11 protein-coding genes and 1 tRNA gene are annotated in these 16,093 nt (G+C 60.1%); 5 read left to right on the forward strand and 7 right to left on the reverse strand.

The window, feature by feature from the left end:
• Window positions 1-3: 3 nt before the first annotated feature.
• Window positions 4-1,155 (forward strand): glycosyltransferase, encoded by a 1,152-nt coding sequence (locus tag HS101_13630; GenBank protein ID MBE7507306.1) that lies wholly within the window; start codon window positions 4-6, stop codon window positions 1,153-1,155.
• Between the two features lie 72 nt (window positions 1,156-1,227).
• Window positions 1,228-1,316: transfer RNA gene (locus HS101_13635), tRNA-Ser, on the forward strand.
• A gap of 308 nt (window positions 1,317-1,624) precedes the next feature.
• Here HS101_13635 and HS101_13640 read toward each other — a convergent pair.
• Window positions 1,625-3,784 carry an SWIM zinc finger domain-containing protein gene (locus HS101_13640; GenBank protein MBE7507307.1) on the reverse strand — a complete coding sequence of 720 codons (2,160 nt, stop codon included), beginning with the start codon at window positions 3,782-3,784 and terminating at the stop codon, window positions 1,625-1,627.
• 575 nt (window positions 3,785-4,359) lie between these two features.
• Here HS101_13640 and HS101_13645 point away from each other — a divergent pair.
• The 3 genes from HS101_13645 to HS101_13655 all read left to right on the forward strand — a co-directional run bounded on the left by HS101_13645 (window position 4,360) and on the right by HS101_13655 (window position 6,507).
• Window positions 4,360-4,782 (forward strand): hypothetical protein, encoded by a 423-nt coding sequence (locus tag HS101_13645; protein MBE7507308.1) that lies wholly within the window; start codon window positions 4,360-4,362, stop codon window positions 4,780-4,782.
• A gap of 108 nt (window positions 4,783-4,890) precedes the next feature.
• Window positions 4,891-5,139, forward strand: coding sequence for a hypothetical protein (locus HS101_13650; protein ID MBE7507309.1), 249 nt, complete (start codon window positions 4,891-4,893; stop codon window positions 5,137-5,139).
• Between the two features lie 150 nt (window positions 5,140-5,289).
• Window positions 5,290-6,507 (forward strand): hypothetical protein, encoded by a 1,218-nt coding sequence (locus HS101_13655; GenBank protein MBE7507310.1) that lies wholly within the window; start codon window positions 5,290-5,292, stop codon window positions 6,505-6,507.
• 176 nt (window positions 6,508-6,683) lie between these two features.
• Here HS101_13655 and HS101_13660 read toward each other — a convergent pair whose 3' ends face one another.
• The 6 genes from HS101_13660 to HS101_13685 form a co-directional block, all read right to left on the reverse strand.
• Window positions 6,684-7,004: a hypothetical protein gene (locus tag HS101_13660; GenBank protein MBE7507311.1), complete on the reverse strand. Its 321-nt coding sequence runs from the start codon at window positions 7,002-7,004 to the stop codon at window positions 6,684-6,686.
• A 330-nt stretch (window positions 7,005-7,334) separates the two neighbouring features.
• Window positions 7,335-8,270: an ornithine carbamoyltransferase gene (gene argF / locus HS101_13665; GenBank protein MBE7507312.1), complete on the reverse strand. Its 936-nt coding sequence runs from the start codon at window positions 8,268-8,270 to the stop codon at window positions 7,335-7,337.
• 1,255 nt (window positions 8,271-9,525) lie between these two features.
• Window positions 9,526-12,213 carry a VWA domain-containing protein gene (locus HS101_13670; GenBank protein MBE7507313.1) on the reverse strand — a complete coding sequence of 896 codons (2,688 nt, stop codon included), beginning with the start codon at window positions 12,211-12,213 and terminating at the stop codon, window positions 9,526-9,528.
• 2 nt (window positions 12,214-12,215) lie between these two features.
• Entirely contained in the window at window positions 12,216-14,108 is a 1,893-nt protein-coding gene (locus HS101_13675; GenBank protein ID MBE7507314.1) for a VWA domain-containing protein, read from the reverse strand.
• Window positions 14,105-14,986, reverse strand: a complete 882-nt coding sequence (locus tag HS101_13680; GenBank protein ID MBE7507315.1) for a DUF58 domain-containing protein — start codon at window positions 14,984-14,986, stop codon at window positions 14,105-14,107. Before HS101_13680 ends, HS101_13675 begins: the two co-directional genes overlap by 4 nt.
• A gap of 21 nt (window positions 14,987-15,007) precedes the next feature.
• Window positions 15,008-16,018, reverse strand: a complete 1,011-nt coding sequence (locus HS101_13685) for an AAA family ATPase (GenBank protein MBE7507316.1) — start codon at window positions 16,016-16,018, stop codon at window positions 15,008-15,010.
• Window positions 16,019-16,093 lie beyond the last annotated feature (75 nt).

The following is a 16,093-nucleotide window of genomic DNA, read 5'->3' on the forward strand; positions in this document are numbered from 1 at the left end:
CCCATGGCGACTCATCTCATCTCCTTCGCGGCCGTTAAGTGGGACTTCCCGCTCATGGGCCGCACGCGAATGCTGACCGAGGCCTGGAGCAGATCCGGACAGCCCACCACATTCGTTGAACCGCCGCATTCCTATCGTAGCTATCTTGCAAAGCTGCTTCGAATGCCCGGCACGCGGCCCCCGCCGTTTGTGATACGGCCGGGCCCTGCGAGATACCCCGTCCGCTGGTGGACGAGGATGTCGCCGACGCGATTGCGGAAGATGATGCGCGATGGTGGAGTCAGTCTGCGCCGTCAGCTTGATCGGCGATTGAGCGTGGCGGACGCTGCCGCGATTCTGATATCACCCGTCTGGACACCGATGATCGAGGCAGTCGGGTTCGGCAAAGTGATCTACGATTGCATTGACAGCCTGTCAGTGCACGCGCCCGATCCTGCGATGCGGCGGATTCTCGTGGACTGGGAACGAGACCTGGTCAATCGGTGCGATGCCGCTGTCGTGACCGCCGAGGTTCTCGCCGACGGCCTGCGAGCCATACGTCCCGACCTGCCGATCGAGTTGATCCGTAACGGCGTCGATGCCCAGGCGTTTATTGAACGCGCTGCCGAATTGCCCCGCCCGCAGGATGTACCGCGGGCCCAATCGCCGACGGTCGGTTTTGTCGGGGCCCTTTACGAATGGATCGACTGGGAGCTGATCGGCCGCGCGGCGGATGCCCTGCCCAATCTGCAATTCGTCTTCGTCGGGCCTCACAATAATGCGTCGGCGGTGTCCGACCTCTCGAAACGCCCGAATGTCCGCGTCCTCGGACCTCGTCCATATGAAGTCATCCCAGCATACGTCGCCGCCTTTGATGTTTGTTGGGTGCCCTTCAAAGTGGGGGAGATCACCGCCGCCGCCAATCCAGTAAAGATTTATGAGTACCTCGCGCTATCCAAGCCCGTCGTGACCACCACCGTCGCAGATCATGATTCATTCGCTGGACTGGTCCGCGTCGGCCGCGATCATGACCAGGTCATCCAACAGTTGCGCGATGCGATTGCCTCAGGCCAGCCTGATTCTGACGCATGCAAGGAATTTGTCCGCCAGAATTCATGGGATGTCCGTGCGGGACGATTCCAGCAATTTGTCAAGGAACTCCGGCATGCCCGCTAGGCGCCGGCGGAGTTGCCGCCCGGGCAATCTTCCGCGAAGATTGGGGGCGCGCCGAGAATTCGGCAGACATTGGGAGAGGTGTCCGAGTGGCTGAAGGTGCATGCTTGGAAAGCATGTGTACGTGTAAAAGCGTACCGGGGGTTCGAATCCCCCCCTCTCCGATACATCAAGTTGGTCCGACTGAGTAAGCCCAGCGTTCTGCTGGGCTTACATTCATTCCGCATGCTGTTTCTTGAACCTCCTGGTGCAAAGATGATGCACACCTCGTGCTGCGCTACTTGGCCGAAGACGTGGGCACGCGTTTGGATGAAGTCCTCGATGCGATTATGAGAATCTGTCACATCGACGGAGGAAGCAGTCAGGTTCTGAGTAACATCAGGATCTGAGTAGCATGCGCATGATGGTTGTCATCGCGTTTCCGGCTGGTGAGATTGCTGTCATGACCGGCTGACATTCGTCCTGCCGCGCCTCATCGGCGACGGCCCGCCTTCTGCGTCTGTAAAATTGTGCGGCCCTCCAGCTTGTCGAGGATCTCCATGAATCGGGGGCGGTTACGGTAGTTGGTCCGAATGTCGGTCAGCAGCTTGGTCCATTCGGTCTCGCGCCCCAGCGACTTCAGAATCGGACGCATTTTGCGAAGGTAGCCCGCACAGGCTTCGTACGCCGAGGTATTTGGCTGCTTCAGATTCGAGTCAAGTCCTCGGCGATAGATTTCCAACGCTCGATCCGGATAGGCAGACACAACCGCCACCGCCACACGGTCAGAATAGTGCGGGTACCCGTGCGCTGCCCATTCGCCCCAGCCATGGGCTGAGCCTCTCGCGGCAGCGCCCATTTTCTCGTACCACCTGAGCACGTCGTCGGGTCGCTTTCCGGCGATGGCCATTTCCAGCAGCACATCATAATGCGGGCGCGGCGTACCGCGCGGAATACGGTCCGACCCCAAAGGCGGCGTCAGATAATCGGGCGTCGGCAGCGGCCAAGCCGAATCAACGGCTCCCCTCGGTTTGCCCTTGTCACTGACCGACCAGCGAACCGGCGGTTGTCCTGATTCCAAGAATGCGACAGCGGCGGCGCGGACAGGTTCGCCACACTTAGCCCTGTCGGCGGCGGCGACGAGTTCTTGGAGCCCCGCCACGCTCGGGCGTTCGAAGAAATCGCGAGCAGCATGAGCGGCTACGATGTCCCACCTCTTTCGGCGGCGGGCCAGTTCACACAACGTCTTGAGCAGCGAAGAGGCGATGCCAGGCCATTTCTCCTGCGTTTTCTCAATGCCCTCACGGGCCCATCGTTCGGCATCTTCGAGGCGACCCTGTTTGAGCACGTACTTAACCAGCCGCTCATAGCTATGCGTCACCCGGGCTTCGGTTTCGTATAATGCCAGGAGTTCGTCATCTCGCCCGGCGCGCTCGAGCGCGCGACCCAACCAGCCACTGACATTGTCTCGCTGATAGTTGCGGGTGAAGTCGTCCCCACCCCTCCCGGCAGGCATCTTCCTCAACCGTTCAGCCAGCCGATCGGCGACGATGGACCAGTCCCCGGGTTGCCATTCGGCACCCAGAACCACGGCGGTGGTTTCGCCCACGATTCCATAATCGTCATGCAACTCAGCCTCTATCGCCTGGAGAATCTTGTCCGCTGCCGGGCGTTTCGATTTGACCAGGGCGTTAAACACGACCGCCAGACAATCAACAAGCTCCATCGACGTTTCGCCTTCGTCGTCCGACTGTTCCACCTGATCCATGCCCCGTTGGATGAGTTCGTCTGCCAGGTCTACCACCTCATCGTGATGCCCCAGTTCATTCAGCCGCTCCAGCTTATGTTTCAACCGGCTATAGTTAGGCGTGTGGCCTTCATTGCTCCAACGATTCCGCCAACCGATCTCTCCGGTCACGGCGTACAATTCGCGCCGGGCCTGATTCACCAACCGGCCGACATCGCCCTTCGCCAGCGCGATGCGCTCCTGAAATTCCTCCCGCAGTTCGGGAAAACGCTCCACAAACGACCAAACCAGCCTGGCGAGTTCAACCTGGCTCTTCGTTTGAATGTGTGACTGGATCATCTCATCCCACTGCGCCCGGGTTCGAGGCTTTTCGTCACCGCCGCGGCTGCTCTTGGAGGTTTTTCGGGCCGGACGGTCATGCTCCGGGGTCTCGAATTCGTCGTCGAAGTTGTCTTCCTCCTCGTCCAAGTCATCTCCGAATTCGTCCAGGCCTGCATCAGTTCCCGACAGCCGTTTCCATCGCGGATCATCGGGGTCGGCGACCGGTACCTGATTCCCGTGGGCCATCGCGTCGAGAATCGCGGTAACGACGGCAACGGCGTGTTTGCAGGCCACTCCGAGGGGACAAGTGCACTTCGATTCAATGCTGTGCGAACGACCCTTGCCCTGCGTGAGCCAGACCGCTGTGGTGTAGCGGTCGCTCCCTATGACGGATGCCAGGAGCCGTCCATCTTCTGCCCGGACCAGGTCTTTGACCCGACCCTGCCGCTGGTACGCCCGGCCACGGGACACGCTGCGACTGCCGGCCCAAAGATCCAGATCGTCCCAGGTTAGCGAACTCCACGTCGTCGTTGCTTCACGTGTCGCGACTCGATCCGTGTGAGTGTTCTTTCGTTGGCGCCCCATTGAAATCCCTTTCGCATCATCCAGGGAATCGCCACGGCGCTCGGCTGCTGACGGAGCGATCGCCACTGGTGCCCGGCAAGTCGCATAACACTCGCTTGTGCGACGGCACATCATCGTAAGGATGACCACAGACTTGTCCAGAAAGGATCAGATTGCCGGCTCCATGGCCATCTTCCTTTGGGATGGATCGCGAGCATGCGAAGAAACGGCGGTGCCCTATGAAAGCAGTTCCCGCGGTACCGTCGGTGCCCGATCGGAGCTTGCGCACGTTTTGTGCACACGAAAAACGCCGTTTGCGCGATTCGATCTCGCCTGTTATCTTGTAATCAGATGACTGGCGGTGCGTAACCTGCTGGTATCTGCGGTCTTATGCACGGCTTGATGGTTCGCTCGAAAACGCACGGAGAAGGACCCCAGAGAATGTCTCCCTATCCGATTCTATTTTGACACAGGTATAGACACTTCTAGTGGGGAACCTCACCCTCCAACCTCCCCGACGCCGACAGTTTTGTCCACTCCTGCTACAATACGCTGACCCCCGCCGGGTAAACCTCGTACCAGGGATGGCTACACCGATGCATACCACGACGCATTCACGATTCGCCACGATCCTCGTCCCAATGGTCACGTTTCTCGCCGGCGGCTGCGACGTCAATGTTACACCTCCCGCCGAGGCCGTCCTCTTCGGCACCTGGCTCCTCGGCTCCTCCGACTCCGGACAGAACGGCAAGGTCTACGTCTTTGACGCCGCCGGTAAACTCACGGAGATCCGCACGACCTCCGGCAATACCACGCTCGTGGAGCGCAACGTTCACGGCGCCACGCAGGTTGTCGGCATGAACGTCAGCATCCGCACCAAGGGAAATGTCATCTTCGAGGGAACCCTCAACGACACCTTGAATCTCATCTCCGGTATGCTGCGATCGGAGTTCACCATTCCCTTCACCAACAACGTTATCTCCACCGATTACGGCGCCGCCACATTGACCAAGCAATGACGCACCACGCCCTTGGCAGATTCGTCCTTCGCCGGATTTGCCTGCCCCTGTTCCGCCGGGCAATATACCCGCTCGGACGTAATGTCCGAGATAAGAGTGAACTCAGCCATGACCACATCGACCCTGCAGCCCGGCAAGAAAGTCCGCGTCATCCAAACGATTCGTACGCGCGAGGAATTGTGGCGGACCCAGGTCGAAGGGGAGGTTGTCACCTTCGATCCGCAGCCGACCGGCAGTTGGTTCGCCCACGGCAAGAACGACAAATACTGGCTGCCGCGGCTGCGCCTGAAGCGCGCCGACGGTGAGATCGTTGACCTCGTCATCGACGACGAGTCTGAGATCAGGCTCCTCGATTAGAGCCGCTCCTCCGATGCATCCGATCATATAATTCACAAGTCAAATAGCCGTTTAAACGCAATAGCCCCATGGCTTTGCGTTCGCTTTGGCGGTCGGCCGCCGCCCGGTTAGGATGGGTTTGTCTTAAACGTGAAATGAGGTCTCCCCAGCGTGAAGCTCCAGGTTTTCAACGAATACAGCCTCTTAGAGGTCGTCTTGGTCCACCGCCCCGGCGAGGAGATCGACCGGCTCACCCACGAGAACATGAAGGCCTTCCTTTTCGAGGACATCCCCTTTCTCGCGCGGATGCAGGACGAGCACGACGAGTTCGTCGATGAGATGCGCGAGCGCGGCGTGAAGGTTTTTCATTTGGCCAAGCTGCTCCGCGAACTGATCGACACCCAACCTGACGTTCGGCGAAAACTCATCGACCAGGTCTGCGCCGCCGAGCGGGCAGGCGGCATCGCCGCCGACCTCCACGATGTCGCGAAGTTTCCCACTGACCTACTCACGAGCATCCTCTTCCGGGGAGTGACGCACAGTGAGTATCAGGAAATCGTCGGAAAGCCCGCGGCCAGTGCAGCGATGGGCGGCCAGTTCATCCTTCGCCCCGTTCCCAATGCCTACTTCAGCCGCGATCCCGCCGTCGTCATCGGCAACTGCGCGGTCTCGTGCAAGATGCACTACGTCGAGCGCGTCCGCGAGACCATCATCACTCGCGCCGTTCTGGAGCATCATCCCGAATTCTCCGTCCACCGAATCGTCTATGGCGCCTCCGATTCTCCGCATGATGACCGTCCGTTCACGGTCGAGGGCGGCGATATCATCGTCCTCAATGAAGAGGCCGTCCTCGTCGGCGTCAGTGAGCGCACCCGGCTGGAGACGATCGACATCCTCGCCAAGCGCATATTCAGCGAGACGCGCGCCAAGCGGCTTTACGGCATCCCCATCCCCACCGAACGCACCTTCATGCACCTCGACACGGTCTTCACCATTGTCGATCGCGGCATGGTGGTCTGGTACGCAGGGGTTATGGATCAGATCAAGTTCATCAACCAGTTCCAGCCCGACGGCGGCGGCGGCGTGCTGCAAAAAGTGGAAGAGCGATCACTCCCGACCATTCTCAGTGACGAGTTCGGCTGCGAAGTGACCATCATCCGCACCGGAGGCGGCGACGCCCACTACGCCACGAGGGAACAGCGAACCGACGGCACCAACATTCTCGCCATTGCCCCGAGGGTCGCCTGCACCTACGAGCGCAACACCCGCACCATCGCCGCCATGGAAAAGGCCGGCGTTGAAGTGGTGAGGGTGGTCGGCTCGGAACTGGTCCGCGGCCTGGGCGGCCCGCGGTGCATGACCATGCCGCTTCGCCGCGCGGGAAGCTAGCGGTCTGTCTCGCTGGATGCCCCGAAACACACAATCCCCCCCGCGATTCGTAAAAATAACGATGCCCGGTTGGCGTCGTGCCAACCGGGCATGTTTAGCAGAAAAGGAGCAGGAGTAAGGACAGTATTCCATACGCCGACCGGTCTGGGCCGGTTCGGGGGAAAATCTCTTTTTTTCTACCTCTGGCTGCCGCCCACCCGGTAGCTGCGAAACTGACGCTGTGGATTGTTTCGCTCCAGGGCCTCGTTTCCGCCGAAGTAGTCGCGGTAGTACTCGACAAAATAGGTCTCTTCCGGGGCCTCGTAGGGCCCATCGGTCGCCGGCCAAGGGCTGCGGGCCAGGCGGGTCGCGCACGGGGCCGACGGCTCCCTCCCCAAAAGAAGCGTCGGACTCACCGAGGTCATTCTCGGACACTGCGGACTACTGGAGCACCCGGCGGCGATGATCATCGCGGCCAGGAGGGCCAGTGCTGACAGACATCCAATCGACCTTGCCATCTCTCAATCCCCCCATCGCTCTCGCCGGTACAGAGGGGCAACGACCGTGCCGCGGGGGTTTGGACGGTCGCGCGCATTCGTCGGAAATCATCGAATTGCGGACGTTCGAAGCGCAACTCGCGCGAAGTGCGGCGATTAGCTTTTTGGCGCCGATCGCGCCGGGTCCGCAAATGGGTTCCGGCTGTGACGCCTGGTGAAGGCCTGCTGCATGGGCCGACTTCGCGGCTCGTAGCGGACAACGCCTCTGGTGCAACGCCGTCGGCATCATGGGCCCGCCGCGTTGCCCGGCCGCATCAATTCCGCCGCTCTCTCCGCCGCCAGGCCCCGTTCTCAGACAGCGCCGGCGAGGTGAAGCATCAGCGCCTTCTGGGCGTGCATTCGATTTTCGGCCTCGTCGAAGATCGCCGAATTCCTGGTCCGCGTTGCGTCGTAGGCGATCTCGTCGCCGTAGTGCGCCGGCAGGCAGTGCAGCAGCACGCAGTCCGGGTCGGCCATGCCCAGCACCTTCATATCAATCTGATAGCCCTTGAAGATGCGCTTGCGCTCCTCGGCCTCGGCCTCCTGGCCCATGCTGGCCCACACGTCGGTGTAGAGCACGTCGGCCCCCTTCACCGCGCCGGGCATGTCGCCGCTGACGCTCACGCTGCCGCCCATCTTCTTCGCGATGGCCTGGCTCTCCTCCACCACCTTCGCCGCGGGCTTATACCCCTCGGGGCTGATGATGGTCACGTGCATGCCTGACATGGCGCCGCCGAACATGATCGAGTGGGCCACGTTGTTACCGTCGCCGCAATAGACGAACTTGAGCCCGGCGAGCTTGCCCTTGCGCTCGATGACGGTCTGCAAGTCGGCGAGAATCTGGCAGGGGTGCTCGTAGTCAGAGAGGCCGTTGATGACCGGGACGCGGGAGGACTTGGCGAGGTCGACGACGATGTCGTGGCCGAAGACGCGGGCCATGATCATGTCGGCCATGCGCGAGAGGACAATGGCGATGTCCTCGGTGATCTCGCGCTTGCCGATGCTGATGTCGCTCGGCGAGAGATAGATCGCGTGGCCGCCCATCTGGGTCATGCCGGCCTCGAAGGAGACGCGCGTGCGCAGGCTGGGCTTCTGGAAGATCATGGCGAGGGTCTTGCCGGTGAACTTGGTGGCGAACTCGCCGGGGCTTTTTTTCACCTTCGCGGCGGTCTGGAGGATGGTGGCCAGCTCATCCGGATTGATGTCGGTCATGTTCACGAAGTGTCGGCCTTTAAGCGGGCTGGGCATGGGTGGCTGTCTCCTGGTATGAGCCGTCGGGTGGCGGTGCTTTTTGTTTCTCCAACTTAGCGGCGGATATGCTACGAAAAGGGCGCCGGGCAGTCGAGCGGGGAGGGCAAATCGTCCGTCGGTGAACAGTTTCCGAAGGTGAAAAAAGGGGCCGAGGGGTCCAGGGGCCAAGGTGCCGAGGGTAAAGACCAGCGCGTTGCTCGCGCGCAAGTCGTGCAAAATCGAAGGTGACATAAGGTGACACAGTGCTCGGGGAAATCGTGCCAACGCTTGTGGCGGGCATGGGTTGGGGCGCTTGGAGTTTCCGGCGGTTTTTGGTGAAAACGTCGAAAAGTCGAAACGTCGAAAAGTCGAAATTTGGAGGATCTGACGTCCGAAGCTCGGGGACTGAGGCGCGAGGCTGCAGGCTGTAGGAGAATGCGTCGGAATATCGGCATGGGGCTTGGAGGGCGAAGGGGCCGAGAGGAATGCTGAGGCGGCGGCAGGGATTGCGTTGGCGCTTGGCGATGAATGCGCTGTGGCAACCGGCGTTGCTGGTACCGCTTGCTGACGCGCGCGGCTCGGATTGGGGGCGGGATGGGCGCTGGTCTATGCATAGCAAAGGAGACACTCATCGCTTGGTGCTCATCGCTTTATCATCATCGCTTTATGCTTGCGCACTCATCGCTTATGGCAGATTGCGCGTTGATGCAGCGTTGTATATCAGGAAATGTTCCTTGCGATTCACGTCCGGCAGAGGCGCCGGACGCTACGCAGATGCGCAAGCCGCTCTAATGCTCATAGCTTGATACTTGCTCACTGTCCGCGCCTTGGAAGGGAGGCTGGATTGTATGATTCATTGTGAGAGATGATCGGCGTGAAGTATTGTGGCAGATTGCGCGTTGATGCAGCGTTGTATATCAGGAAAAGTTCCTTGCGACTCACGTCCGGCAGAGGCGCCGGATGCTACACAGATGCTCAAGCCGCTTTAGCCTGTTTTTCACTCGGTCGTCTGGGTCCCTGGGGGTCGCCGCTTCCTGCGGGCGAGACGTCCGCACTGCCCGAGCGCTGCAGATACGGTACGATCGAACGAAATCCGCTTTAGAATCTGTTAGCCTGAACTCGATTCAATCTTTGGATCTCGCCGGCCTCGCCCCATTGAAGGCAGAGCAACCGCAAGGAATGATCGATTCGGTTTAGGCGAAAGAATGGCGCAGGACGAGGTCTATCGCCTGATCTTCGCACGGGCATCGCAAAGTCCGTCGAGAGGGCAACTCTATCCCATCCTCCTGACGAGAATATCGATCGGAATGATCATCAGTCCCGCGATAAGCAGCCACGACCAGAACGGCACCCAGGATGACGTGCGTCGTGCCGAGAGCGACAACCTGGCCGAACCTACATCCATGACTTCGCCGATGCGTCTGTCCTCAACGTGCCGAAAGAACTCAGCGGATGGGCCGAGGGTGCGGAACTCCGGCGAGTAGCTGTATACGAATCCATAGGTCGTCGGTTTCTGCTCTTGGGCGCCGGACAGCATGCACACAAACTGTTGATCGCGGCCATACTCAAGTTTGTCGAAGCGGGCCTCGTGTACGCCCGGTCCGACGCGGGCCGCTTCTACTTTGTGAGGGCGCCCGCTTGAGTCCATGGCGAATAGCTCGAGGTCCACGTCATTCACGAATGCCCCGGAAGCAGTATGCGCATCGATCTGTACGACGACCTGGTCATCTTCTAGTCGATGGGACATCTCGATCGAGATTTTTCTGGACAGATTCTCGCCGGTTATGCTGCGAACGAGTTGGCTCCAGAAGCGAGCGAATTCGTCCCATTGAATCCAGTCTTCGGCCCAACGGGGCTTGGTGTCTGAAGTGAACGCCGCCGTACGGCCGAGTCCGAATCGCCATTTGGCGAGGATCGGATCGCCCGAATCAGACGCGAGGAGCAGATTGGCTCCCGGTTTAGCTGTGGTCGCGACATAGCCCGAGAGCAGGGGGAGTTCGTCCGTGTCGATTTCGTCGAGGCATGCATCCTTGCCCACGGCGACCGGCTGGACGAGTTGCTCGACCAGCATGCTGTTGGATGCACGAAGCGCTTCGCGCGTGAAAATCTGGGGGATGCTGTAGAAGTCGTCGGTAAAGTAGGCGCGACCGCCTCCGGCAGCCGCGATGGCCTCCATGAGGCGCATATCGGCGTCCCCTCCGATACCAACTGACGACAGGGTGATGCCATCTGCGCTCATCGCCTGTACGAGTTCTTCGTACCCGTATCCCTGAGTCTGGCCGTCTGACAGGACAATGACGTGTTTTTTTCGAGCGTTGCTCTCGATGAGTCGCTGGTGAGCATCTTCGAGGGCGGGATAGAGAAATGTGCCGCCGCCGGCATCGAGACCGGCAATGCTCGAACCGATCGAGGTTCGATCTCCGGCGGATGTCAGTTCGAGGATGACGCGTGCTTCTCCATCGAAACCGATGACTCCGATCTGATCGCGTGGATTGATCGCCTCGGAAGTCGCCAATGCGGCGCGCTTGGCAAGTTCGATCTTGACGCCGGACATGCTTCCCGATTTGTCGATGACGAGCATGATCGCGAGTGACGGCCGGGTCATGTCCTTCTGGATCGGCATTTTTACGGGCAGCAATTCTTCGACGGGCGTTCCGTAGTAACCGCCGAGACCAAAGCTTTGATCGCCGCCGAGCATGATGAAGCCGCCGCCAAAATCGCGGACGTAGCTGCGGATGATCTTCATTTGCGGGTAGGTGAGGCGATCGGCCGGCACATTCGACAGAATGAAAGCATCGAAGCCGAGGAGTGAAGAAATGTCCTGCGGGATGCCTGTGGCGGGTCGGGCCTCGACTTCCATGCCTTCGAGCTCCAGGGCACTCTTGAGATACGGCATCTGGTTTTCGTTCGAGTCCACGTATAGAACCCGAGCCTGTCCGGGAACGACAACCAGAGCGCGGGCGGTGTTGTTCTGCAGTTTGGTGTCGTCGCTTGCCTTGATTGAGGCTTCAATCTTGTGAAAGCCCTTGTCGCGGAAAAACATTCGCGGGACCCGAACCGTGGCCTCGCCCGGCGAAACGACGATGTCCTGCTCGTGGACCGCGACGCCGTCCTTGAAGACGCTCAGCCGCGCCGTCGTCTCGACGCTTGAAGCAACGCGGACTTCAGCAGTGAACCCTTGATTCACCTTTACCGACTGCGGCAGAACAACTTCGGCAACAGCCACTTCGGGAGGAGGCAACTTCCCGAGCTTGACCGTGTTGATTTGAATCCCCGCCGTCGCAGCGACGTCCAGGGCGTTTTGCCAACGGCCGAGATTCGCCTGGCCGTCGGTGAAGGCGTAGATCGTCTTTCTCTCGCCCGTGACGCCGATATTCGCCGCCAGCGTGAGGGCGCTCTCCAGGTCTGTCTGTTCGCCGATCACCTCGTCGCGGAATTTTTCGATTGAAGCGATGCGGGCCTCAAGCTTCTCAAGGGGGACTTTGTCCGGCCCGGTCTGGCCTGAGATAAGGCGCGTCCGGTCTATGTAGAGTTGCGGCAGAAGGGTTGAATAATGGAGCTTGTCAGAGGCATCTTCCGGCCATTGCGACCAGCCTTGCTGGGAGAGAATGAGCGGTTGCGGCGTGCGCCCAAAGGCCACCATGGTGATGCGCGTGTCTTTGTCGGAAGACACGGCCTCCTTCGCGATGCGGTCGATGTCCTGAATGGCTGCGTCGAGGTTCTCCAATGTGACGCTCTGCGAATCATCCAGTAGGAATACAACGTGGTGGTGATTGGAGTGACTCAAATAGGATGGCCTTGTGATGGCCGCGAGGAGGCACAGCATACACAGGGTGCGCAGAAGCAAGCTTCCCCAGCGCGCGGCAGGCTCAAGCTGCGCGTAGCTTCTCCGCGATTGCCACGCAAGGTGGGCAAGCAGCGGGGCCAGCAGGAGCCAATACCATGCCGCTTCAAAACGCATTCTTATTCAGTCCAGCGATGGTGATAGGTCAGCCATTCGATGCCGATCAATGTCGTCGCCGCACAGGCGAGCGCCAACCAGGGCATGGCGCCAAGCAGGCGTCCGCTGAGCACGAGTTTTTGCTCGAAGGAGGAGTCCGGCCTGGCGGGGGCAATGCGACTCTCACTTTCGTCCGCCAGGTTTACCGCGGTGTAGGCATCGTCGCCGCCGATTTGAAAACGGATCGGTGCGGGACGGGCAGTGCCGGCAAAGGTGAACCGACGGTTGGTGACGTTCAGCTCCGACGAAGCGACGCCGCTCTGATCCAATTGAGTCGCCGTCACATGTGTGATTGCGTCCGGGAGTTCGCGCAGGGGTTCAATCGTCTGACCGATTCGGTACTGATCGAGGACCCAGGCGCTTCCTTCACCGCTGAGGAAGGAAATGGCATTTCGCAGCATGAGCGGGAAGGCGACGCGAAACGGGAGATCGCTCTCCATGACGTCAAAGGCGATGCACAGTGAGGTGCGGTCCGGCTCCGAGACCAGGAAAACGAGTGGGTCGCCGGTTTCGGATTGGGCGAGGACCTGTGCGCTTTCGGGGACGTCCACGCGAACGGCCCGAGCAAGGCCCACGGCTCCGAGGTCGAGGTATTTTGTAATCTGATGGTCACGATCGGTGATGGAGAGGGAAGGGCGTTCGAGCCGGCCGATCGACCTTGCGCCGAGCTGCTCAGGCCACTGATTTACAAAGACAAACCGCCCTCGATCCGGCAAGCGCGCGGGCTTGCAATTGTTGAAGATTGCGACGTCCGGCGAGAACGAGCTGGTGGCATCGTCGAATTCTTCCGGCGAGAGGACGCGGCTTTCGGCCTTATCAACCAGGGAGTCCATCGCCAGAATCGCCTGTTCGAAGAAGAACGACTCGTCGGGTGGGGCCACGAGCGCGACACTCGCCTCGCGTATCGGAGGCAGGACGGCGAACGCCTCATTATCGAGCGGCAGGGCGTCTTCGCGATCCAGATAGGCGCGCAGCACGCCGCCCTGCGGGGCATTGATTGTGATTGTTCGCTCGGAACTCGTTCCGGCGTCGATCGTCATCGGCTCGATGGAAGTGATTGAACCGTCCAGCTCGAAGACGATCTTGGTCTCCACACTTGCGGCGGATCCATTCGTCGCACGTACGAAGACATGATGCGTCAGCTCGTCTCTTTGGGGGCGTACCGCGAGTCGCGTAATGCCGAGATTGTCATTCGTCTCGCCGATCGGCCAGTGCACAATCTTGTCGTTACCGGCGATCAGCTTCTCGACGACGCCGGCGCCGCCATCCGAAATGACGACGATACAAGGTCGCTCCTTGCCGGTGAGCAATTGTGAAGCCAGCTCCACGGCGGTCTTGACATCGGAAGCGCCAAAGCAGGGCGCGATTTGCGTTGCCGCGTCGCGGACGGCCTTGCGATCGGTGGTCCACGGCTGTCGGACTCTGGGACGTATCGACGACTCGATCAGTAGCCATTCATCCATCACGGGTCGCCGGGTCGTCAGCTCGTCAACCGCCGCCAGCGCGAGCGACAGGCGCGTGGATGGGGGGTTGTCGCCCGAGGCTTCACGAGACTGCATGCTCGCGGAATTATCGACGATGATGACAATCGACTGCGGTTTGATTCGACCGAGTGACAGCACGGGGTTCGACACAGCGAGAATCAGGCACAACACAATGAGAAGCCACAAGGCGAGGGACAGCCAGCGTTTGAGTCGCTGAAAGAGCGATCGTACCTGCGTTTTTCCCGCCAGCTCGCGCCAGAATTCGATTGCGGGCACGGTCTGGCGGCGGCGTTTGATCTTCAACAGGTACATCGCCACGACGGCGGGGATGACCAGTGCAAGCCAGAGGCCGGAAGGCGCGAGGAGGTTCATGACAAGAGCCCTCCTCGTTGCAGAATATCACGGATAAAATTGTCGAATGCGGTATCGCTGCGCGTTTGGGCGTAGCCGATGGCGTGCCGCATGCTGTATGCGCGAAGATCCTTTCCAAACCGATCGTATTCCTGCTTGTATCTGCGAAGCATGGAATCGGTGATTGTCAGGTCCTCGATTTCTGACGATTCGCTGTCCTGAAGTCGCAGTTCGCCGCGGATGGGGGGGTCCAGTTCCCAGGCCGATGTCATTTGAATGACGTAAAGCTGGTGTTTGAAGAATCGCAACTGGTCGAGAGCCCGCCGCGCACTTTGAAGCCCGTAGAAATCCGAGAGGATCACGATCAAGCTGGGGCGTCGTACGCGGGAGACGAAGGCTCGGGACATGCTGACGAGATCGGTTCGACCGTCCGGTCGCAATTGTTGGAGATACTCCAGCAGGCCGAAGACTTTGCCGCGACCGCGCATTCTGGTGCGACCGGTCTTCAGATCGGCGGAAAACGGCACGACCCCGGCCGAGTCCATGTTTGACATGCCGATGTAGGCCAGCGCGGCGGCGATTCGCCGGGCATGGTCGAACTTACTCGGCTCGCCAAAGGTCATGGAGCCGCTGCCGTCAAGGAGTATCCAGAGATCGAGTTCCTCCTCCTGGCGATAGAGCTTGATGACCAGCTCCCCCAGTCGGGCGTAGACAGCCCAATCGACGGTGCGAGGATCATCCCCTGGGCTGTACTCACGGAAATCCTTGAACTCGATGCTGGCGCCTTTCTTGACGCTGGCGCGGAGGGCCTGTTGCCGGCCAAAGATCAGTCGCCGCGCAATCAGGTCGAGGTACTCGAGCTTCTTGAGGAAGTCCTTGTCGAACAAGGCGTCAGCCATGGTGTAACCGCCGGGATGAAGTCATCGCGCGGCCACAGCGGCCGGCTCGGAAACGAGTTCAAGGATGTCGAGGAGGATCGCGTCTGTTGAGACGTTTTCAGCCTCCGCTTCGAAGTTGCGAATGATCCGATGGCGCAAGGCGGGTCGGACGATTTCACGAATGTCCTCGCAACTGACGTTATACCGGTCGGCCATCAGGGCGCGGACCTTTCCGGCAAGGATCAGCGTCTGCACGCCGCGCGGACTGACGCCATAGCGAACGAACTGACGCACCATCGGCGTCGCCTTGTCGTTGTCAGGATGCGTCGCGAGGGCGACTCTTGCCGCATAGCGCTTCACGAAGTCCGCGACGAGAACCTGCCGAACCGTGTGCTGCATCTGTGAGATGTCATCGCGTGAGAGTGCCGGCTGAATTTCCACGAGATCGTCGCCGGTTGTGCGATCGATGATCCCCAGCAGTTCCTCCTCGCCCTGCGGCATTACATTCACTTTGAAGAAGAAGCGATCGACCTGGGCCTCGGGCAGAGGATACGTGCCTTCCATCTCGATGGGGTTTTGCGTGGCCAGCACCCAGAATGGGTCGGGCAGAACGTGCGTCGTTCCTCCGACGGTAACGCGCTGCTCCTGCATGGCTTCGAGAATGGCAGATTGTGTCTTCGGCGTGGCGCGATTGATTTCATCGGCCAGGACGAGATGGGCAAAGATCGGCCCGGGCTGAAAGCGAAATTGTCGGCCCCCGTGTTCGTCGTCGTGGATGATGTTGGTGCCGGTGATGTCGGCAGGCATGAGATCGGGCGTGAATTGTATCCGGCGAAACGAGAGATGCGTGGCTTCGCTGATGGTTCGGACCAGGAGCGTCTTGCCGAGACCCGGCACGCCTTCGAGCAGGACGTGGCCGCCGGCGAACATCGCCGTGAGAACCTGATCCACAACGTCGGCATATCCGACGATGCGCCGGCCGATTTCGGCTTTTAGCCGATCGAAGTTTTCTTGAAATAGCACAACGCTTTCGCGACTGATGTCATGTTCCATGCGTCACCCGGGAAACGGGGCCCAAGGGGGTTAACAGAATTCAAACGCGTTTTGGTTTAGTGCAAGATCGAGAGC

The sequence above is a fragment of the Planctomycetia bacterium genome, assembly GCA_015075745.1.
Taxonomy (GTDB): Bacteria; Planctomycetota; Phycisphaerae; order UBA1845; family UTPLA1; genus UTPLA1.

What these genes read in the sequence shown, in the direction of transcription:
- HS101_13640 (MBE7507307.1), bottom strand. Translation starts at nt 3,784, where the DNA reads ATGGGGCGCCAACGAAAGAACACTCACACGGATCGAGTCGCGACACGT.
- HS101_13685 (MBE7507316.1), bottom strand. Translation starts at nt 16,018, where the DNA reads ATGGAACATGACATCAGTCGCGAAAGCGTTGTGCTATTTCAAGAAAAC.
- HS101_13680 (MBE7507315.1), bottom strand. Translation starts at nt 14,986, where the DNA reads ATGGCTGACGCCTTGTTCGACAAGGACTTCCTCAAGAAGCTCGAGTAC.
- HS101_13675 (MBE7507314.1), bottom strand. Translation starts at nt 14,108, where the DNA reads ATGAACCTCCTCGCGCCTTCCGGCCTCTGGCTTGCACTGGTCATCCCC.
- argF (MBE7507312.1), bottom strand. Translation starts at nt 8,270, where the DNA reads ATGCCCAGCCCGCTTAAAGGCCGACACTTCGTGAACATGACCGACATC.
- HS101_13660 (MBE7507311.1), bottom strand. Translation starts at nt 7,004, where the DNA reads ATGGCAAGGTCGATTGGATGTCTGTCAGCACTGGCCCTCCTGGCCGCG.
- HS101_13645 (MBE7507308.1), top strand. Translation starts at nt 4,360, where the DNA reads ATGCATACCACGACGCATTCACGATTCGCCACGATCCTCGTCCCAATG.
- HS101_13670 (MBE7507313.1), bottom strand. Translation starts at nt 12,213, where the DNA reads ATGCGTTTTGAAGCGGCATGGTATTGGCTCCTGCTGGCCCCGCTGCTT.
- HS101_13650 (MBE7507309.1), top strand. Translation starts at nt 4,891, where the DNA reads ATGACCACATCGACCCTGCAGCCCGGCAAGAAAGTCCGCGTCATCCAA.
- HS101_13630 (MBE7507306.1), top strand. Translation starts at nt 4, where the DNA reads ATGGCGACTCATCTCATCTCCTTCGCGGCCGTTAAGTGGGACTTCCCG.